We start from the raw sequence: 20,791 nt of genomic DNA on the forward strand, positions 1-20,791 counted from the left end.
GTGAAACAGGGGGCATTATGCCCCCTTTTTTGCTAGGTAGTGGATAATTGCTACCATGTTGATTAATTAATGCACTAACCCACGGCGCATTAATAATGCCTCTGTTGAGGGTTTCTTACCGGCAAAGTCGATATAGCTTTGCATTAAATCCTGACTGTTACCTTTTGATAAAACCGTGTCACGGTATTTTTGACCGTTTTCTAAGGTTAAGCCGCCGTGAGACATCATGTAAGAGAATGCATCTGCCGCAAACACTTCTGTCCATAAGTAGGCGTAGTAACCCGCAGAATAACCGCCGCCAAAGCTGTGGCTAAAATAAGTGGTTTTGTAGCGTGGCGGGACTGGCGCGTAATCTAAACCATGTTTTGCTAAGGCTTGTTTTTCAAAGGCGGCAACATCGGTAATTTCGGTGTCGGCTGCAATTGAGTGCCATTCCATATCAAGTAATGCAGCAGACAAGTATTCAACGGTACCAAAACCTTGGTTAAAGGTATGTGCTTTTAATACCTTAGCTAATAGCTCGGCAGGAATAGGCTCGCCAGTTTGATAGTGTTTAGCGTAGTTGGCTAGCACTTGTGGGTCGATACTCCAATCTTCGTTGGCCTGTGAAGGAAACTCTACAAAGTCACGCGCGGTTAATGTACCTGCTAGGCTGGGATAATTAACCTGTGAATATAATCCATGAATCGCATGGCCGAACTCATGGAATAGTGTGCTGACTTCGTCAAATGTCATCAGAGTAGGTTGCCCTTCAGCTGGCTTAGGGACATTTAGCGCGTTATAAACCACGGGCTTTGTATTGTTTAAGAATGATTGGCTGACAAGTTCATCCATCCAAGCGCCACCTTGTTTACCTTGGCGGGCATAGAGGTCTAAATAAAACAAACCAATTGAGCTGCCATCCTGATTGAAAATCTCATAGGCGCTGACATCTTTATGCCATACAGGTAGGTCATTACGTGGTTTTACAGTAATGCCGTACAGCTTATTCATGGCGAAAAACATACCGTCATTCAATACGGTGTTCATTTCAAAATACGGTTTAACTTGGCTGTCGTCGAGATCATATTTGGCTTTACGGACTTTTTCCGCATAGTAAGCCCAGTCCCATGGCGCGAGTTCAAAAGTTTGGCCATCTTTTACTATTTCAGCTTGAATATCGGCCGCTTCCACTTTGGCTTTGACTAGGGCTTTTGGCGCAAGATCATCCAGAATGCCATAAACCGCTTCAGGGGTTTTAGCCATTTGATCGCCAAGTGAATAAGCCGCCCAAGTTGAATAACCGAGTAATTTGGCTTTTTGAGCACGTAATTTGGCGATTTGTATATTAAGCGGTGCATTGGTTGCCATTGCGCGATAGGCAGATGTTTCCCAGAGTTTTTTACGTAAATCACGGTTTTTAAGGCTAGCTAACAACGGCTGAGTTGTGGTGTTAACTAAGGTGATCATGTAACCGTTTTTACCAGCATCTTTAGCTGCAGCGGCAAGTGATGCGATATCGTTGTCTGACAAACCATCAAGTTGCGCTTGGTCTTCAACAATAATCACATCCTCTTTATAGGACTTTAATAGGTTTTGGGAAAAACTGGTTTCAAGTTTAGCTAGCTCACCATTGAGTTCACGCATTGTGGTTTTATCCGCTGCTGATAATTCAGCACCTGCACGCACAAAACGATCGTAATACACTTCAACTAAACGCAGGTCTTCACCTGTCAATGCCGCTTTGGCTTTATATATTGCCTGAATTCGGGCAAACAGTTTTTCATCAAGGTAGATGTTGTCCTGATGTGCGGTTAATTGAGGCACTATTTGTTCTTCAACACGGGTGAAGTTATCGTCTGAGATTAATCCTGAAAGATTGAAGAATACCCGTTGAGTGCGGTCTAAAATCGCGCCAGCTTTTTCTAAAGCCACAATGGTGTTTTCAAAGGTCGCAGGGTCGCTATTATTGGTTATTGCTGCAATTTCAGCTTTATGCGCCTGCATGCCTTGCTCAAATGCTGGCAAATAGTCACTGCCTTGCAATTTGTCGAACTGCGGTGCCATGTATTGCAATGGGCTAGGGGTTAGTAATACGTTTGCGGCGGTTGCAGGTGCTTTAGTCATTGTTGTTGGTGTCTCTGCTGTCGCTTGGCTCATTGGGGTGGTGTTTTTTGATGGTTCTGAACAGGCACTGAGCATCAGTGCGGCACTGATTGCGGTAGTGATAAGAGTTTTACGCATTGAAATATCCTTGGGTCTTTGCCCTTTCGATGTATTTGTTCGATATGTGCTTGTGTTGTTGATCGAGTGGGTTGGATGGGAAACATCACAACGCCAATACAATACCAAGCCTTGCTCTTTTCGCCTAGGAGGGATTCTGAAGATTAATCTTTGTTGGCAATATTTATCGCTTAATCGCTGATTGAATCATCTTCCTCGTTAATCTGAAGCGCTTTTTGCGCCATATTCTGCGTTATTATGGTGGTAATTTACTGATATTCGCGTAGCTTAGGGATGATAGAAATACAGGACTAGGCGGTTAAATGAAAGCGGGTAAACACGATACAAAACTGCTTAAGCTCGCAATGGATATTGGCATGGGTTACGCCCACAAGCGTGGTTTTGCTGATTTTGGTAAAGGTATTTCGCCTAAAGATAAAGTGGAATGTATTTATCGGTTATTAGTACAAGATAAATTAATTCAACCGCTTGCTGAAGATAAAGACGACGGCCCGAATAGAAAGCACAAACTGATATTGTGGATCAGTAAACAATTACCCAAAGATCACGAGCTGCTAAACTAACTGTGGTTTTAATGGTTAATACCAGCCGAAGGGGTCGTTTGTGCTCAGCATCATAAAATGATGCGCTGTATGTTTGTGAGCGATTTGGGCTTTTATCGGTATTTATTCATTTAGGCAGTATTTATTATGGCTTCGATACTTGAGCAGGCGACGTGTATTGCCTACAATAACGCACGCTTTATTCACAATAGACAATGACTATGAACGACACGACTTCACAACCTGCTTTACCCGATCGCTTAAGCGTTAATCCACGTAGCCCACATCATGTGGCTGCTATTTTTGAACATGAAATCGGTATTACCTTAAATGGTAAAGAACGCTTTGATGTTGAAGAATATTGTATCAGTGAAGGCTGGGTAAAAGTCCCAGCGGGTAAAGCGTTAGATCGCCGTGGCCAACCACTGACAATGACGATGAAAGGCAAGGTTGAAGCGTTTTATCGTTAAGATTTACTCGCTGATATCAGCCATTGATGTTCTAACTGCTGATGTTCAAATAGAGCTCAGTGATAAAAAATAAAGCGCTACCATTTAACATGGTCAGCGCTTTATTTTTATTCGCAACTGTCAATGCCGCACAGTCTTTGTTGATGACTACTTTATTGCGGCGATCTCTTTTTCAACGGCTTCGACAACGGCTTGTGGATTGCTGAGATACAAAGAATGATCAATAAAAATCGCATTGTCATCTACTGTCATGACTAACACTGGAAACCCTGTTGTACCAATAACCTGCTGTATTTCAATAATGTTCTCAAGGATATATTCTGCTTCGAGACTGAGTTCATCTTTAAATATTTTATTTGAGGGTGACAGTTTGCACTGTTCTACTATGGCGTTGAAATCATGTTTATTATCGAGTGGATTCCCGTCAATAAAATGCGCTTTTTGAATGGCATTTAGCGTTGCCAATTGTTTTTCAGGTTGTTTTGCCTGCAACCACGCCATCAAATTTGCCGTTTTAATTGAATTTTTAGGGCTATTAACGTAGCGAATATGGTCGCGACCAAACTTGAGACCACTTATTTTGGCGGCCGCTGCCATTTGTTCTTCACCCGCACTGTCTGTGCCGATGTAATGCGCGCTATGTAATAAGTGTAAATTCATTTTGGGATAAGCTGCTTGTAACGCATTCACTAAAGGCGTGGTGGCGTAGCTCCAGGGGCAATGTGAGTCATAAATAAAATAAAGCTCAGTGGTCATTAAGTTGATTCTTATTAGCGATTGATGGCGAGATCCTAAATAGTTTACTCACATTATACAATCTTTGAATCTGCGATTAATCGCACAATGGCTGAGGTCGATACTGATTGAAACACTTGTGAAATTAATTCTGGGTTAATGTCGTTGACATATTATGACAGGAGATTGGCCGTCATAAATCATGTTTGATTTTCAGGAGTAATAATGTCACTGATTTTTTTATCAAAAACACGTGCGATGACATTAAGCAGTTGCTTAGTGGCTAGCGCTATATTGTCAGGTTGTGGCTTTATAGGCTCAGATGAAAAACAACAAGCAGAAGCACTTTGGTTAGCTAAAGATGAGCAGTTAAAACTTGCGGTTGAAGCCGTGCGAAGTCAGGGGATTGATGCGGTTATTCATGGCGCTGAGGCTGGCAGTGTTTCGGCGTGTGTTGCGGCTAAATTGAGTGAAGACCCTTTGGGCGAACTGCTTAGCGTTGAGGGCGCGTTAGCTGAGTCTGCTCAGGTTGCTGAACTGATTGGCTCGGTACAAAAGCTACTTGAGCAAGATGTTAGCTTTGAGCAAGTTGCCGGTTTACTGCAACAGGGCGCTGAAGCAGCCTCTTATGCCAAAGCGTTGATAGAGCAACTTGGCGTTACTGGCGCGATAGCCAGTATGCAGCAAATGGCTTTGGCCAGTGAGCAATATGCGACTCAAGACTTAGGTGGTCACTTTAAGCAATTATTACTAGAGTGTCAGACCCAATAACTGCAAAGTGGAAAAAGTTAACTTTAAACACTGCTTTTAATCTACATGTGGTAACTCATTCATAGTGTTTTTAACGTAAAAGCCGGCAATATCAGCCGGCTTGGTTACTTGTCCCAGTAATATGAGTGATCATTGGAAGACGTTATTTCACTTTAATCACTATTTCACATTAATCGTTATTTGATGTTGACGACTAAGCTTGCTCCGTGGCTTGATGGTGCGCCATCTGCGCTGATGTAATACCAACCTTCATTGGGGGCGGTAATGGTTAAGCGCTCTACATTGGTTTCATTTTCAGATTTAACATCAAATGCACTTGGATTTGCCCATGTTTGTTGATTGCCATATAGGTTAACATTGCCGGTGCCATTACCACTTGTTACTGTGATTTCTTCCGTCGCAGCAGGTACATAGAAGTAGTAACTTGAGTGACCATCAGCAATACAGATAGCTTGTCCAAATTCTACACCGCCATAACTGTAAGGTGCTTGCGTGGCACAGGCGTCTGCAACAGTGGTTGGTGGCGTGGCACCATCATCGTTTGTTAAGCTGACATTGACACTGACACCTTCGTAAGCTTGTTCTGCCACTAAACTGATGTACACCCAACCTCGGTTTGCAATGACACTCAGTAATTCATCATTATTTGCCGTAGTTGCCTTGGCATCATAAGCCGTGGTTTTTGCCCAAATACTTTGGTTAAAGTAAATATCGACATTACCCGTTCCGCCAGTGGTTGAGATGTAAAGAGGTGTATTATCTTCTTCTACGTATGTGTAGAAATAGTTAATGCTTTGGCCGCTCACACACTCCGTTTGCTCTTTGATGAGGTTTCCGTCTCTAATGGTTGGAGCACCACAGTTTTGAATTGGGTCAGTTGGTCCATCAGTATCAGCATTATCACCTATACCATCACCATCAGAATCTGCCCATTCATTTGGGTCATTTGGAAATACATCGGCATTATCACCAAAACCATCGCCATCTGAGTCAACTGTTTCAGTGGGGTCGGTCGGGAACATATCGCTGTTATCACCAACGCCGTCGCCATCAGTATCTCGGGTTTCTGTTGGGTCAAACGGAAACGCATCTTGATTGTCATTCACGCCGTCACCATCAGAATCAATAGGGGCAACAATACCGGTATCAATGGTGTCATCGTTGCTTGATACTGAGGCGAGCCAAGTGTTCCACTCACTGTCGTATTGTTTGCCAATCGTATCATTGATATATGTTAGCCAGCCTGTTGCATCACCACCACGGGCTAGAACGAGTAGCGCATCAATATCTGATCTGTGTTTTTCAAACATGAAACGTACTGCTAGATAACCCCAACTGTAAACGCGTTCAGTGCCGCTGTTATAGGTGTTTGATAAAATCTCACTCAAGCTAAATGCTTGTGAACGCCCGACATTAATTGCACCATCATTACGATTTTGTTTTGAGATGTATTCCGCTAAACCTTCTGTCCACCACACAGATTTTCCGGTATCAATGTCGAAATAATTAAATGCGCCATAAAGGTTAAAACGACCATCGAGGTAGTGCACATATTCATGCTCAAGGTTCCAGACAAGAATGTCTTCTGTCCATGTGGCTTCATGGGCAATAAATCGTGCTTGGTTGCCCTCTTGTGATGGTGTTCCTTCTAAGTACATGCCGCCATTGTTGGTGCCGATACCAAAGATCACGCCAGCATACTGTACATAATCATTGTAACTATCAAAAATATTCACTTCGAGGCGTTCATTGAAGTCGTCAGCTACTGGCTGGTATCCCGTTGCAAGTACATTGTGGAACAAGGTTTCTTCCAAACCCATTAGATCACAAGAGCTTTGCAATTCTGCATCTGTTAATGCTTGAGCGCGAATATAAATGGTGTCACTACAGGTGTAGTTAATCGGTAATGCAGTACGTTCTAGTTCAGCTTCCCAACCACAAATGCCGAAGGCTTCACACTCGCCAGGATTGTAGTAATCAAGATAACCTGCGCCATCAGCCCATTCTGCTGACATACGTTCAAATTTACTCATGTAAAGTTGTACGCCTTCGTTTAGGCGAGTTTTGAAGCTTGCTGGCAGGTTCCAGGTTTTTTGGTAGCCATAAAATCGCCCAAATTCATGGAAGGCGTCGGTCGATTCATATTGATAAGCAGAATTATAAATATATTCTGAGGTGGCAATTTTCAGTAAAGCATCAATTAAATCACTATGAGCCAGCGCATTCTGGCTGTACTCATCTTCCCAAGTACCGTAATAAAGGGTGGTTAATGCACTGGTCAATGCTGCGCGGTGACGATTGCTGGCTAAGTATTCGGCATTAAATCGTTGCAAGTAATCTGTTATCACCGGCACACTTTCGAGAATATGGCTTGCACTTGCCCAAGAGCTGAAAAATTCCGTTAAGGTGTCTCCCGAGCTTTGGCTTAAATCAAACAAATGTGGGTTTTTAGTGTATTCCTGTAATGCGCCGTAAACGGCATCAGCAGCCTGAGTGTCGCTGTAAGTTAGTTTATCGTTATAGAATTCAATATAAAACGCGCCGCGTAAGAAATAGAATAGGTTACGCATTTCATCGCCATTACGGCTATCGTAGGTTGCGGCAATGCTTTTAGCTTGATTCGCCACCGACACCACATTGGCAGTTTGATATACAGCAACTGAAATATCGTCATTTCTTGAATATAATTCTGAAATACACGACAGCTCTGCTTGTTTTATAAAATCAAATAATGCTTGGCCATTTAAGTTAGCCATTTCACTGCTACATACATTCACTGTTGCTTCAGCTGCAGTCGCCAATGCTCCCATTGGCCCATCAATCTTTTTTAATGACTTGCCCTCAGTCGTAGGCTGAAGTGGATCTGACTTAATGTCTTTTCGTTGGCCTGGAATATTAGCGCCTTTTTCAAAGCGGTTTGTGACGGCCTTAATTTGCTCTAAATTTGATGCTTCTTTAATTTCGGAAGACTGCTTAACTGCAGAAACCTCCTCAACGGTTGAAGACTCTTTAACTGTTGGAGGTGCTTCAGTTGCTTGTGCAAGGAATGGGAAAAGAATGCTAGAACATGCAAGCGCAACAGCATGTACGGTAAATTTTTTCCTGACATTGTTCAATGGTGATGGTTTTATTATTATCATTTTTAACTCCAGTTAATTATAACAATGTCGTTAAATCACCTAATACAAGGAAGTGATGTTCAGACTATGTTTGTTTCGTCGTGAATTCGATCGTGGTACTGATGGTTGTTAATCTTTTGTTAAAGATTGGTATAATTTATAATGTATACAATATTCGCGATCAAGTTAAAAAATCACTCCAAAAATCATTTTGGTGCTGAGATGGTTTTTGAAGATGAATGCGCATTCAGTCGTCAAATAAATGGCTTTGCTAAGCGCGGATAGGGTTTATTGCAGCAGAGATGAATAGTCTGAGATAGTGTCGCTTGTAAACAGGGTGTTAAAAGCTGGCAAGCTGAAATGGTGCGCCTCATATTGTGCTTTAGTCATGTGCGACATAGTCATCAAAATTTAATATAACAATAACTTGATTGTCATTTATTCAAAATTCAATAAATGATTTTTAGCCTTAAGCCACAAGCTTTCTTTAGCGAGTATTGAGCGGCAATGTGTCGTGAAAAATCGCTTTATTTAAACAATATGAGTGTGTGTCAAAAACTTAATTTTGGGTTAAATTTTTCATAATAAATTGCATATAAATTTAGTATATTGAATTTTTATGCACTGATGCTGTTGTTTGCAACTTATATAGCTAAATGGAATAAGTTATTCCTTTTGTTGTTTTTAGTTGTATCACTACCATTGATCATGATGATGTAAGTCATTAGGCGCATACTGCGCTTGGATACTTTTAGCTGACTTTGGAGATAAGTATTCAATGAGTGCCGTAAATTAAACTAGGGTGATTCAACTGCAACTAATTGATGATATTAATATATGTTTTTGCTGACGAGCAAGTATCATTAGCACGTTTTTTTATGCTGTTTTTGTCCAGAAAAACAAGCCCTTTCTAAGATTTTTATATTTTCATTTAGCGCTTCCAAAGTGATTACTTTTTTAAAGCTTCTGCTAGAATGCCGCGCGTCACATAAGTGTCACTTTGGAGTGGTTGTATGAACGGTTCCCCTTCAGCACTAAGCAATGGCTTACGTTGGTCCAGCTTAGTCGCATCTTTGTATTTATTATTGCTTGCTGTTGCAATGATAAGTTCAGGTTTTAAATTGGCGAGTGGTGAACAAGCCAAGGCGTTATTTGAGTTTGCTTCACATCCGATTGCAGGGTTAATGGTGGGGTTAGTGGCCACCGCATTAATTCAATCTTCTAGTACGACGACGAGTATTATTGTTGGCTTGGTGGCTGGTGGTTTACCTCTACCGATCGCTATTCCTATGATCATGGGAGCTAATATTGGCACAACCTTAACTAATACGTTAGTCAGTTTAGGCCATCTTCGATGTCAGCATGAGTTTCGCCGCGCGTTTGCGGGGGCAACAGTGCATGACTTCTTCAATCTGTTAGCGGTTTGTGTGTTTTTACCGCTTGAAATCATGTTCGGCTTTTTAGAAAAACTCAGTGGCTGGATAGTGGCGCCATTTGCGGCAATGAGTGGTGGTTCAGGCAGTTTTGGTTTTGATTTTATCAAGCCCATAACTAAACCTGTTACTGAGTTATTAGCCAGTCAGTTGCACTTTGCTAGTCCAGCTGTTAATGGTGTCATTGTGATTATGGTGGGTATTTTTATTCTGTTTTTTGCCATTCTTTTTATGGGGCAACAGCTGAAAAAACTCATGGTAGGGCGCGCTGAAACCATGTTAAAAACCGCATTAGGACGAGGACCGATACACGGTATTGCAGCTGGAACAGCTGTTACAGTTTTAGTTCAATCGTCATCAACCACTACCAGCTTAATCGTGCCATTAATTGGTAATAATATTATCACCATAAGAGAAGCGTATCCGTTCACCTTAGGGGCAAACATTGGTACTTGTATTACGGCTTTGCTTGCTGCAATGGCGGTGTCTGGTGATAATGCCATATTGGGATTGCAAATTGCTTTAGTTCATTTGTGCTTTAATGTCTTGGGTGTAGCCGTACTCTATGGCATCCCTTGGTGTCGCGATTGGCCGATCAATTGTGCTGAATGGTTGGCGGAACAAGCACAGAAAAACAAACTTGCTGTGGTGGCTTATATCGGGACTGTCTTTTTTGCTATTCCGTCGTTGATGATAGTGGTGACTCACTGATACAACCTTCTAAATACGGTATTCATGTTAATTTAAGCGGGGAGCAGATATTGCTCCCCGTTTTTATGTCAAAATCTTATGTTTTGGTTTTTTTGGGGGTTAGGAAAGGGTTATTTAATGTTCAATTCCCAGCCTGTTGACATGAGTTTCTTAATTTTTAAAATTTCACTCAAACTCACTTTGCTCTGTAATTCAATGCAGGTTTGCTTTTAAGTTAAGGATTTTAGCCGTATTTATTGATTTATTTTTGCCTAGTGAACTTTTGTTTTTTTATGCTGCTTGCTGTATGTTACAGACTTTATTTTACGTAAATTAAGGATGAATAATGCGTAAGAAAATGATCAAAATCTTCCCTTTTTTGTCGCTTTTACTTTTCTCACTTAATACTGTTGCTGCCACTAATTGGGTTAATTTTGAAATTATCAATGGCCATATTAATTTACCTGTAACCATTGAAGGTATTGAAGGTCGAGCGATTCTAGACAGTGGTGCACAGTTAAATGCGATTAATTTAAGCTTCATTAATAAACATGGATTTGAGTTTCCTAAAGGTGGAAAGGTCAATGTTGAGGGGATTTATGGCACCGAAACACGCCGATTATTTAATAATGTGCAAGTGAAGCTTTTTAATACTGATTTAGAGTTAGATAACCTAGTAGGGCTTAGACTGGGAGACCATGAAGTTCAACTCCTTTTAGGTGCGGGATTATTAGAAAAATTTATTTTTCAGATAGATTACCCAAATAATCGTTTAAGGCTGTTTGAAAGAGGCTCTGTGGATTTGGCCAAGCTTGAGAATATTCAGATGCAAATAGATCGAGGTTCAGGACAACCTATTGTAAAAGTTGATCTAAATGGTGAAAAGAATGCGTGGCTTATCCTTGATACTGGCAATAATGGTGGGCTATTTTTAAAACGCTCAATGGCAACAGATTCAAACTGGCTGGAATCTTACGGTTCTCAATCAAGTTTGATCGCGGGAGCTAATCAAATTGGTACTGTTGATAACTTTCGTTTACCCGAAGTCAAGTTTGGGCCTTTTACCATTGAAAATGTTCAGGTCAGTGTGCCTGCTGAAGGTCAAACTGAATCTGTTTCAGGTCAAGACCAAGTGAGTTTTTCTCGCATAAAAGGAAAAAATATTAAAGGCCTTGTTGGTTATGATGTATTGAAACATTTTGTATTAACCATCGATTATAAATCTGGTCACTTACATGTTGGATTGCCAGAAGATATTTAGTGTGCACTCAGGGTGGGCAATTTTACTCAGCTAGAACAGGCAGAGGGAGGGGGATAAAAGCAATTATGCCGTCTACTGTCATGTTCATGACACCATTTGAGCCGTCAATCGGAGCGGTTTTGGGTGGGGAATCTTGGGCTTTGGCAACAGAAAGTTGTTGCCATTTCATCATTACTCTCGCTAATGCACCATGATTTGATAGCGTCGATATAGCTTGATTGATCTTATCTAGTAAAGCGACATTATTGGCTTTTTTACTGAGCATAAAATGGATTTGATTCGTGTCTACTACAAGTGCTAATGGTGACAGAATTAACCCTTCAGATTGATTAGCGATATAAGGCAATGAAACTGAATCTCCGATTAAAATATCCCCCCTTTTATAGGCAAGCATTTGCACTGATTGTGTTGCATTAGGGCTGGTAATTAATAAACCCTGTCGTAATAATTCATCTTTAGTGGCTAAATAGTCCTGACCATACCAGCCATAAGAAGGGGCTAATAATTTAAGCTTCTTACTGATAATGTCCTGCCACTTATCAACGGTAATACTTGAGGTGTTTTCGGCTTCGACAAATAGTCTAACTTCTTCATCACGATAGGATTTTGAGAAATATGCATATTGTTCTCTTTCCGAGGTATAACTTGCTCCCATCATCATGTCTAAAGAGCCAACTTTTAGCATCTGGTGGGCTCGCTTAACGGGCATGGGGATAAACTCCACTTTACAGCCAAGATTATTTGCCACCAGTGTAAGCATATCCACATCTAAGCCAACGGCTTTACCCGAATCATCAATCCAAGCGTAAGGAGCCCAATCATTAAAACCAATTTGAATGGGGTTGGGGCAGACGGATTTTGCATCTTGTCCACGGGCGATGCTAGGTTGCCCACAAAGCACTAAACATGTTAATAGTAATATTTTCAGTGTGATAGATTTCATATATCACTCACATATTGTTTTTGTTAAATAGACTGTTTTGATGTTGGTGTACCTATAATTAAGTTTAAAACTGTAATATTAGATTTATCTTAGTCTTGTATTTGTGTATTTACCAGACAATAAACATCAGCGCTTGTTGACGCCTGAGTCTGATATTTTTGTTTAAGTTGTGTTGATGCTGCTTATGGAATAAGTCAATGGGTAACGATTAAACTAACTACATAGTTGTGAATTATAGAGTGTGAATAAGCCGCTAGTTTTATGTGTTTAAATATTGTGAAAACCCATGATGAATGAATCTATTGATATCGCATTGCCTTCACTGGTTCACCGGATTGGTGGTGACAGTGTTAAGCAAGCAAAAGCGATTGCACAGGAATACGATTGCCAACTTAAGCGTGTGCGACGTTCAAGAAACTGGCTACTGCGGGGGGAGGCAAAAATGATCCAATCCTGTGTGTTGCGATTGAAAGTAGACAATGCGGAGGCGTTTAAATACTTAATTCAAAAAATAGAAGCAAGCCTATTAGCACACGCAGATAAGCTGGAGCCTTTAGCCATGAAACTACAGCGGTTGATGGCTCAAAATCCGTGTATGACTTTGGCTGAGTTGATGCAACTCACTAATTGCACTGTGGCGCAGGCAAGAGTGGCTCGCATTCAGGCTGAAATATAATCGAGGTTATTAATGTGACGATAAACACATTGAATTTATGGGTAATAAACTCAGTGTATCATCCTTGATAGAGGGAACTGATGAGCGCTTGCAGTCATGTTAAATTTGTTATTTTTTCAATTAACGGGTTTCAATCAAAGCTGATGCTTTCGTGAGGGTGTAACAGATTCTGTGTAACTGCAATTAAGTTGGATAATGAATGGTTTTAATATTCATTTTTAGCATCATTTATTCGCTGTAATCTTTCTTGCTCTTCTTCTTTTGCGGCATTGATTTCATCAAGAACGGCATTAACATCGGCAATGTGTTCACTTTCAGCAAACTCGCCAGTGAGCTTTGATGTGGGCGTGAGCTCACCCGCTTCAAATAATGCCCACATTTCTTTGGCAAATTTAGTGCTTGCGAGTTCAGGGGCAAATTGACTGTAATAACTTGTCATGTTGTTTACATCGCGGGCAAACATCCATTGTGCGTTATTATTGGCGGCAGCATCAACCGCCTGGGGCAAGTCAATAATCACCGGGCCTTTGCTATCGACCAGCACATTAAACTCAGATAAATCCCCATGCACAATGCCCGCGCACAGCATTAATTTGGTATATTCGATCATGCTGGCATGATCTCGAAGCGCTTCTTCATGGCTCATTTCTACATCGTTTAAGCGAGGTGCAACTAGGCCATCATCATCTGTTACTAATTCCATTAACAATACACCGGAAAAACAGCCGTAAGGTTTTGGTACGCGCACGCCAGCATCGGCTAATTTATACAAGGCATCTACCTCGGCATTTTGCCAGGCTTCTTCTTGTTGATCTCGACCAAACTTAGACCCTTTCTCCATTGCTCTGGCGCGGCGGCTATTGCGTACTTTTCTGCCTTCTTGATACTGAACCGCTTGTTTAAAGCTACGCTTGTCAGCATCTTTGTAGACTTTAGCGCAGCGAATATCCTCGCCACAACGGACGACATAAACACTGGCTTCTTTGCCACTCATTAATTGACTTAGGACATCGTCCACTAAGCCTTCTTCAACCAGAGGTTGGATTCGTTTTGGGATTTTCATTGCGTCCTTATACCGCAATTAAGCACAGGATGGAATGCTCAAATGCTTGCTAGAACATAAATATTAACAAAATGAGTTTGTTGGCCATTTTTTAACAATCCAATATCAGCATAAATAACGGATTATTCTTTAGCACAGTGATTGAACTGAAGAGTGCCATAGCCCAAGGTCGTTATTATTTGTTATCATATCGGTATCTGATTTTGTATTTGTGCAGTGACATTGATGCAATTGTCTCTAAGCTAGCTATAGTCATATTTAAGTGTTGATAAGCTAGATGAAAGCCTCGCACAAACTTGCGAATTAACCTCCTGATTTACAATGATAATACAACCGGTTTGTCGGTTATTGGAATTCCTTATGATTGAACTGCAAAAAAATAACCCGCTACATGGTTTAAAATTAGAAACCATGGTGGCAGAACTGGTCGACTTTTATGATTGGAAAATCCTCTACGCGGCACTGCGTTTAGAATGCTTTAATACCAACCCAAGTATGGAAGCGTGCCTAAAGTTTTTAAAAAAGACCGAATGGGCCAGAGAGAGAGTAGAAAGCTTTTATCTTTATCGCTTCAAACGTATGCCAAAGGGAAGTGCGGCACAGTTTGATTTAAAGCCGCGTGAACGCGGGTTTGCTCATGGGATTATGCCTCGTAAACCCCAAGAGCTGACGGTTGAGTTAATTGCTGAAATGCGCGATAAAGCCGCGACGGATTACCAAGAAATGAAGCGTAATAATCGACGTCCACAATTTGGTAAAGATAAGCCCAAAGCGCAAGATAACTACGCACAAAATAAACGTACCAGCAGCAAGCGACCCGCGCCGTCGCAAGACCCTAAAAATCCTTGGGGGAATTAACTCACTGAAGGTGAAATCCTATTATCAAAATTGGATTGTTATTTAAATGCCGCAAACATTGCGGCATTTTTAGTTTAGCATTGGTGTCAACTTATACTGTCAATTTAGCGGCTAAAGTGTCTTTGCGAGCAAGATGTTGTATGCGCCACCTAAATACTGCATTATTTTTTAGCGCATAGATAAGATCAATACGCGTTTTTTTGTCAAACCAGACAGCAGTTGCAGCTCAAATAAAAGTGTCCCTATGAGGGCGGATCGGTTTAGATGAAATAGCTTTAGTGATTATTTTTTATTTATCTTTACAATAGTTCAAACTGATGTATTCTATAGCCTGCTCTGGCAAACAGAGTTATTAATGAATATCAAGTAAAAGTAAAGCTCTAGATCTCTGCGTTATCGTTGTTATCCAAAGTGTTTCCCTTAGCTTCATAGTCACATTCAATAATTCAAGCTTCAGTGCATCGCATTATCGCGATAGATTTATTAATTTATTATATAAGGGACACAAAATGTCTAAAACTACTGGTTTAGTAAAATGGTTCAACGAAGATAAAGGTTTTGGTTTTATCACTCCTGATAACGGCGGCGCGGACGTTTTCGTTCATTTCCGTTCAATCACTTCAGAAGGTTTCAAAACTTTAGCTGAAGGCCAAAAAGTATCTTTCGAAGTAGAACAAGGCCAAAAAGGCCCACAAGCAGCTAACGTTACTGCTATCTAAGTTCTATTTTTAAAGACAGCGCAAATAGTTTAACGACTGTTTGCGCTTTTTTTTTATCTGTTTATCCGGCTAAATTAATCCTTTTGCTTTTTATTTCCCCTTTAATATCAACCGTAACAAATAACTGCTCATCCTAGCTTGTTCTCAAGCGTTTTTCCTACGCTAATTTTGATCACTGACTTATCATGATTGGGATAAATTGCCATTATTTTGTTTATACAGCCTTAGGCAACTTAGTTAAAAATTGCTAAACTCTACCGCGACTTTTTATGTCTATGCATTACTTATTGACCAGAAGATCTTAATTTATAGGAAACCAACGTGACAGATTCAGCCATGCGCCTAAATAAATACATCAGCGAAAGTGGTATTTGCTCTCGACGTGATGCAGACCGTTATATTGAGCAGGGGAATGTATTTATTAACGGCAAGCGTGCACAAGTTGGTGATCAGGTTAATTTTGGCGACAAGGTGAAAGTGAACGGTCATGATATTGAGCCACGAGATGCTGAAGACTTAGTGTTTATCGCTTTAAATAAGCCTGTGGGTATTGTCAGTACCACAGAAGGCACCGAGCGCGATAATATTGTTGATTTTGTGAATCACTCCACGCGTATTTTTCCTATTGGCCGATTAGATAAAGACTCCCAAGGGCTGATTTTTTTAACCAATAATGGTGATTTGGTTAATAAAATATTACGTGCGGGCAATAACCACGACAAAGAATATGTGGTGACGGTAAATAAACCCATTACCGATGATTTTATTAAAGGGATGGGTGCGGGTGTGCCTATTCTTGGGGTCGTGACCAAAAAGTGTAAGGTTGAGCAGGTTTCACCTTATGCGTTTAAAATTGTTCTTGTACAAGGACTTAATCGTCAAATTCGCCGTATGTGTGAATATTTTGGTTTTGAGGTTACAAAGCTTGAACGTCAGAAAATTATGAACGTTAGCCTTAAAGGTTTACCGATGGGGGAATGGCGCGATCTTGATAAGCAAGAGCTTGAGGTGTTGTTTGAAATGATCAAAAACTCTTCATCCGAAGATAAAAAGTCTGCGACGAAGAAAAAACCTAAACCGAAACCTAAAATGGCATCTCTTCGCGATAAAATCGAAGGCCCAGAACACTTTATGCAACACAACCGCAGTACTAAACATAAAGGCCAGGCTAAGGGAGCTCCACGGGGGCAAACTAAAGGTCAGGCACAACAGGGTAAAGGTAAACCAAGTCCTTCAAGAAAACCTAAACGTTAATATGCAACAGTTTAGAATACTCAAACTAAAATAGAGTAAGGCGACAGCGATGCTGGCGCCTTTTTTATTTTCAGCACATAAACCACCAACTTCAGTAGGTGAGCTTTGCTAACGGTGTGGTACAAGCTTCTAAATCAGGGATGAGTTAGTCGATCCTATAGGGATCTATTTACGGCGTCTTGTTAACGCACGATAGGAAAGCGCCCTTATAGGGCGTGATATCAAAGCCACCTTCTTCAGAAGGTGGATTCTTTACTTTCAGCCCTTACCCCCCCAATTTCAGTAGGTGAGCTTTGCTAATTGTGCGGTACAAGCTTCTAAATCAGGGATGATTTAGTAGAGCCTATAGGGATATATTTACGGCGTCTTGTTTACGCACGATAGGACAGCGCCCCTTATAGGGCGTGATATCCAAGCCACCTTCTTCGGAAGTTGGTGCTTTTATTGGCGGTTTTTATGGATAAATAACTGATAATGGGGTTGCTTGCTCAAGTAAGGTAAACTTTTCTGCCCATCAGCACGTAATGGTTCATACGTTCATTTGTTAGTGAGAGCCAGGTGTCTTTATATCGCTCCCTTTTTTGTTTTTCTACTGATCTTAGATTAACGGATAATCTGGCGTTAAGCGCTTTAATAAGCCGTAGCTCAGATATTGCTTTCGTATTTGTTTTTGATGAAAACAGTTTCAAACCCAATTATTTTCAACAGACATCGATGGGGAAGCACAGACTGGCTTTTTTATTACAATCTTTAGAAGATTTAAGTGGTCAACTTAACGCATTAGGGCACAAGCTTCATCTTTGTTATGGTGAACCTGTAAAAGTGATTACTGATATTGTTGATGCTTTTAATATCGAACAAGTGGGTTATTCACAGCCAGTCGGTTGGAACGAAAGGGTTAGTTGGCAAAAATTACACACCAGACTAAGCGAGACGCGTTTTGTATCCCAGTGGAGTAATAGTTTATTCAGTGAAGAGCAAATAAAGGGGGTTGATCTTACCTCTTTTAGTTTTTCACAATTTAGGCGCCATGTAGAAGCTAAACCTTTTGCCGTGTCTAAATGTTGCCAAACCTGGCTGGGTGATCTGCCTCAACCACTGATGATTGATACCCAGCCATTTCAGCAGGCCGATAGCGATAAGCTAGCCCGTTTATTACCTCATCCTGAAACAACACCTTTGGTGTTAGGCGGAGAGAAAAGCGCTCAGGCCCATTTACTAAATTATTTCAGCCAATCATCTCCATCGACTTATAAAGCGACTCGTAATGAGCTTGATGGTTTCGAAAACTCGACAAAATTTAGCCCATTCTTAGCCATTGGCAATCTTTCTGCGCGTCAAATATGGGCTGCATTACGTCAATATGAGGCTATCCATGGTGCGAATGACTCGACTTATTGGATAGGTTTCGAGTTACTGTGGCGTGAATACTTCCATTGGTTGACCTTAACGTTGGGTAAACATGTTTTTAGATTTAAAGGTATGAAAACAACACCGCCGTTAACGTGTTTTTTACCAGAGCGTTTTACTAAGTGGTGCCAGGGTAATACTCCTTTTCCTTTAGTGAATGCTTGCATGAAACAACTTAATGCCACGGGATATATGTCCAACCGCGGTCGTCAAATTGTTGCCAGCTGTCTGGTGAATGAATTGCGTGTGGATTGGCGTTATGGGGCGGCATATTTTGAGCATCAACTTATCGATTATGATGTTGCCTCTAATTGGTGTAATTGGCAATACATAGCCGGAGTCGGTGTAGATCCTCGAGGAGGACGGCATTTTAATATTGCCAAACAAGCTCAAACCTATGATCCCAATAACCGGTTTATTCAACTCTGGCAAGGAGATAAAGACTTGTGCAGTTTGGATTCTGTTGATGCTGCAGATTGGCCTATGTCGGCTGAATAAAGCTCATTGAACGTTGATTTCGATTGCCGTTGTTTGGTTCAAGCGGGCTTAAGATTGTTGTTAAATCAAGCTTTAGCAATGGGATAAATAGCGGTTTGACTTGGGTAATAATTGATCATTTTTAGCCCTGAATGATATGTGCATGTCATATTATTGAGCTAGGCATAGACTATGATTATTGTTTTTTTTGCGGAAGTGAAGCTCGGTTACCCTTGATGGCAGTGGTTTTGGTACGCGAAGACTGACGTTAAATCGATTGTAACCACGACATGTGAGGTCTGACTCAATGAAAAAATCTGAGCTTCCTTCTAAAGTTTGCCTGACTTGCTCACGCCCTTTTTATTGGCGTAAAAAATGGCAAAAAGATTGGCAAAATGTGAAGTACTGTTCAAAACGTTGTGCGGGTGAAAGAAATCGCTCACTGGTAGGCAGAGGCAATAAACATATTAAGCCAAGCCTTTAGTTACTGATAAACCTCATTTGAGTCGCCTTAAATTAGCAAATAAACACTACATAGAATGCAGGGATTATAGATGGGAACAGCAACAAGATTAAGGTTAGTGTTAGGTGATCAGCTTAATGCTTCGCATTCTTGGTTTCGTGAAAAACATGATGATACTTTGTATGTGATTGCCGAGTTACACCAAGAAGCCCAATATACCCAGCACCATGCACAAAAAATATCGGCTTTTTTTGCAGCGATGTCGCAATTTGCTGATGCACTTGTCCAAGCTGGTCATAGGGTATTGCACCTGACGCTAGATGACACCGCCCAGTATCAAGATTTGCCGGATTTACTGACAGCATTATTGCAACGCTATAACGTCAACCATTTTGAGTATCAACTCGCAGATGAATACCGATTACGTAATCAGCTGGATAATTTTGCTCAAGGGTTAACGATTAGTGCAACAGCCTATGAAACCGAACATTTTTATTTAACAGATACAGAGTTGAGTGATTATTTCCAGCAGGGGAAAAGACATCGATTAGAGCATTTTTATCGCAAAATGCGGCTCAGGTTTAACGTGATGATGGAAGGTGAGGAGCCTTTAGGTGGCCAATGGAATTTTGATCAGCAAAATCGTCAAAAAATGAAACCTAAAGACTTTGTCTCAGTGCCAGACCCCTTGCTATTTAGTCACGATGTAACAGCAATATGGGAACGTATTCAAAGACATAATATCAGTACTATAGGTGAGATGAACATGGCACTTCTGTGGCCGGTCAGCCGCAAGCAATCTTTAATACTCTTAGAGTATTTTTGTCGCTTTTGTTTGGTTCGCTTCGGTCAATTTCAAGATGCCATGACAGCCAAGTTAGATACCTTGGGCGAATCAAAGCAGTGGACCCTTTACCACTCTAGATTATCATTTGCACTTAACACCAAGATGATCAGTCCTCAATGTGTTGTAGATACTGCAATTAAGTATTATGCGTCGTCTCAAGGCCAGATATCCCTCCCCCAAATTGAAGGCTTTGTTCGACAAATTATTGGTTGGCGAGAGTTTGTTCGGGGCGTTTATTGGGCCAACATGCCTGATTACGCGCAATTAAATGCGCTTAATGCTGATAATTCACTTCCTGATTGGTTTTGGAATGCTAAAACCAAGATGAATTGCTTGCATTATGCAATCAAGCAATCACTTGAATATGCATATGCACATCACATTCAGCGGTTAATGGTAACCGGAAATTTTTGCTTGATAACGGGGATTGACCCCGAGCAAGTAGATGAGTGGTATCTAGGGATTTATATTGATGCCATTGAGTGGGTAGAAATGCCGAACACTCGAGGCATGAGCCAGTTTGCTGACGGAGGCATTGTGGGTTCTAAGGCCTATGCAGCAAGTGGTAATTACATCAACAAAATGAGCGATTATTGTAGTGATTGCGCTTATAACGTCAGTAAAACAATTGGCGATAATGCGTGCCCATTAAACGCCTTGTATTGGCGTTTTATGGTTAAACATCAGCCACTTTTTTCTAATAATCCACGTAATAAAATGGTTTTTGCTAATTGGCAAAAGAAGCCCATTGATGATCAGCAGGCTATTTTAAAAAGAGCAGAGTATTTACTGAAGCATTTAAACAATATTTAAGATTATCTCAGACTAGGGCGTGTT

At 40.9% G+C, this 20,791-nt stretch carries 17 protein-coding genes; 12 read left to right on the forward strand and 5 right to left on the reverse strand.

The annotated features are described in order from the left end of the window. Window positions 1-66: 66 nt before the first annotated feature. A complete protein-coding gene (locus tag OHT75_RS03190; RefSeq protein WP_264724994.1) occupies window positions 67-2,223 on the reverse strand; it encodes a M3 family metallopeptidase in 2,157 nt (718 codons plus the stop codon). 302 nt (window positions 2,224-2,525) lie between these two features. Between OHT75_RS03190 and OHT75_RS03195 the strand changes: the two genes are divergently transcribed. Together OHT75_RS03195 and OHT75_RS03200 are read left to right on the forward strand one after the other, a co-directional pair. Next, a complete protein-coding gene (locus OHT75_RS03195) occupies window positions 2,526-2,786 on the forward strand; it encodes a DUF5062 family protein (RefSeq protein ID WP_188840837.1) in 261 nt (86 codons plus the stop codon). 200 nt (window positions 2,787-2,986) lie between these two features. Beyond that, a complete protein-coding gene (locus OHT75_RS03200; RefSeq protein WP_188840836.1) occupies window positions 2,987-3,235 on the forward strand; it encodes a DUF3297 family protein in 249 nt (82 codons plus the stop codon). A gap of 147 nt (window positions 3,236-3,382) precedes the next feature. Here OHT75_RS03200 and OHT75_RS03205 read toward each other — a convergent pair whose 3' ends face one another. After that, window positions 3,383-3,991 (reverse strand): protein-disulfide isomerase, encoded by a 609-nt coding sequence (locus OHT75_RS03205; protein ID WP_264724995.1) that lies wholly within the window; start codon window positions 3,989-3,991, stop codon window positions 3,383-3,385. Window positions 3,992-4,228: 237 nt separating this feature from the next. Between OHT75_RS03205 and OHT75_RS03210 the strand changes: the two genes are divergently transcribed. After that, a complete protein-coding gene (locus OHT75_RS03210; protein WP_264725143.1) occupies window positions 4,229-4,741 on the forward strand; it encodes a hypothetical protein in 513 nt (170 codons plus the stop codon). 176 nt (window positions 4,742-4,917) lie between these two features. On the opposite strand, the gene OHT75_RS03215 is transcribed toward OHT75_RS03210, so the two are convergent. Further along, entirely contained in the window at window positions 4,918-7,881 is a 2,964-nt protein-coding gene (locus tag OHT75_RS03215; RefSeq protein WP_264724996.1) for a M9 family metallopeptidase, read from the reverse strand. A gap of 992 nt (window positions 7,882-8,873) precedes the next feature. Between OHT75_RS03215 and OHT75_RS03220 the strand changes: the two genes are divergently transcribed. Together OHT75_RS03220 and OHT75_RS03225 are read left to right on the forward strand one after the other, a co-directional pair. Beyond that, complete coding sequence (locus tag OHT75_RS03220) at window positions 8,874-10,004, forward strand: Na/Pi symporter (RefSeq protein ID WP_264724997.1); 1,131 nt, start codon at window positions 8,874-8,876, stop codon at window positions 10,002-10,004. 325 nt (window positions 10,005-10,329) lie between these two features. Next, complete coding sequence (locus OHT75_RS03225; protein ID WP_264724998.1) at window positions 10,330-11,244, forward strand: pepsin/retropepsin-like aspartic protease family protein; 915 nt, start codon at window positions 10,330-10,332, stop codon at window positions 11,242-11,244. 22 nt (window positions 11,245-11,266) lie between these two features. Here the strand turns inward: OHT75_RS03225 and OHT75_RS03230 are convergent, their stop codons facing one another. Next, on the reverse strand, window positions 11,267-12,187 hold the full coding sequence (locus OHT75_RS03230; protein ID WP_264724999.1) for a substrate-binding periplasmic protein: 921 nt from the start codon (window positions 12,185-12,187) through the stop codon (window positions 11,267-11,269). 289 nt (window positions 12,188-12,476) lie between these two features. Here OHT75_RS03230 and OHT75_RS03235 point away from each other — a divergent pair, with 289 nt between their 5' ends. Further along, window positions 12,477-12,863, forward strand: coding sequence for a ribosome recycling factor family protein (locus OHT75_RS03235; protein WP_264725144.1), 387 nt, complete (start codon window positions 12,477-12,479; stop codon window positions 12,861-12,863). Window positions 12,864-13,068: 205 nt separating this feature from the next. Here OHT75_RS03235 and OHT75_RS03240 read toward each other — a convergent pair whose 3' ends face one another. Beyond that, complete coding sequence (locus tag OHT75_RS03240) at window positions 13,069-13,926, reverse strand: PA4780 family RIO1-like protein kinase (protein WP_264725000.1); 858 nt, start codon at window positions 13,924-13,926, stop codon at window positions 13,069-13,071. Window positions 13,927-14,286: 360 nt separating this feature from the next. On the opposite strand from OHT75_RS03240, the gene OHT75_RS03245 reads away from it, so the two are divergent. The 6 genes from OHT75_RS03245 (at window position 14,287) to OHT75_RS03270 (ending at window position 20,767) form a co-directional block, all read left to right on the forward strand. Then, complete coding sequence (locus OHT75_RS03245; RefSeq protein WP_264725001.1) at window positions 14,287-14,784, forward strand: VF530 family protein; 498 nt, start codon at window positions 14,287-14,289, stop codon at window positions 14,782-14,784. Between the two features lie 509 nt (window positions 14,785-15,293). Then, complete coding sequence (gene cspE, locus OHT75_RS03250) at window positions 15,294-15,503, forward strand: transcription antiterminator/RNA stability regulator CspE (RefSeq protein WP_188840826.1); 210 nt, start codon at window positions 15,294-15,296, stop codon at window positions 15,501-15,503. Window positions 15,504-15,824: 321 nt separating this feature from the next. After that, window positions 15,825-16,757, forward strand: a complete 933-nt coding sequence (gene rluF, locus OHT75_RS03255; RefSeq protein WP_264725002.1) for a 23S rRNA pseudouridine(2604) synthase RluF — start codon at window positions 15,825-15,827, stop codon at window positions 16,755-16,757. 558 nt (window positions 16,758-17,315) lie between these two features. After that, entirely contained in the window at window positions 17,316-18,665 is a 1,350-nt protein-coding gene (locus tag OHT75_RS03260) for a DASH family cryptochrome (RefSeq protein WP_264725003.1), read from the forward strand. Window positions 18,666-18,951: 286 nt separating this feature from the next. After that, window positions 18,952-19,128 carry a DUF2256 domain-containing protein gene (locus OHT75_RS03265; protein WP_264725004.1) on the forward strand — a complete coding sequence of 59 codons (177 nt, stop codon included), beginning with the start codon at window positions 18,952-18,954 and terminating at the stop codon, window positions 19,126-19,128. A 70-nt stretch (window positions 19,129-19,198) separates the two neighbouring features. Next, window positions 19,199-20,767 (forward strand): cryptochrome/photolyase family protein, encoded by a 1,569-nt coding sequence (locus OHT75_RS03270; RefSeq protein ID WP_264725005.1) that lies wholly within the window; start codon window positions 19,199-19,201, stop codon window positions 20,765-20,767. The last annotated feature ends 24 nt before the right edge of the window (window positions 20,768-20,791 follow it).

The sequence above is a fragment of the Shewanella subflava genome (genome assembly GCF_025971955.1).
Classification (GTDB): Bacteria; Pseudomonadota; Gammaproteobacteria; order Enterobacterales; family Shewanellaceae; genus Shewanella; species Shewanella subflava.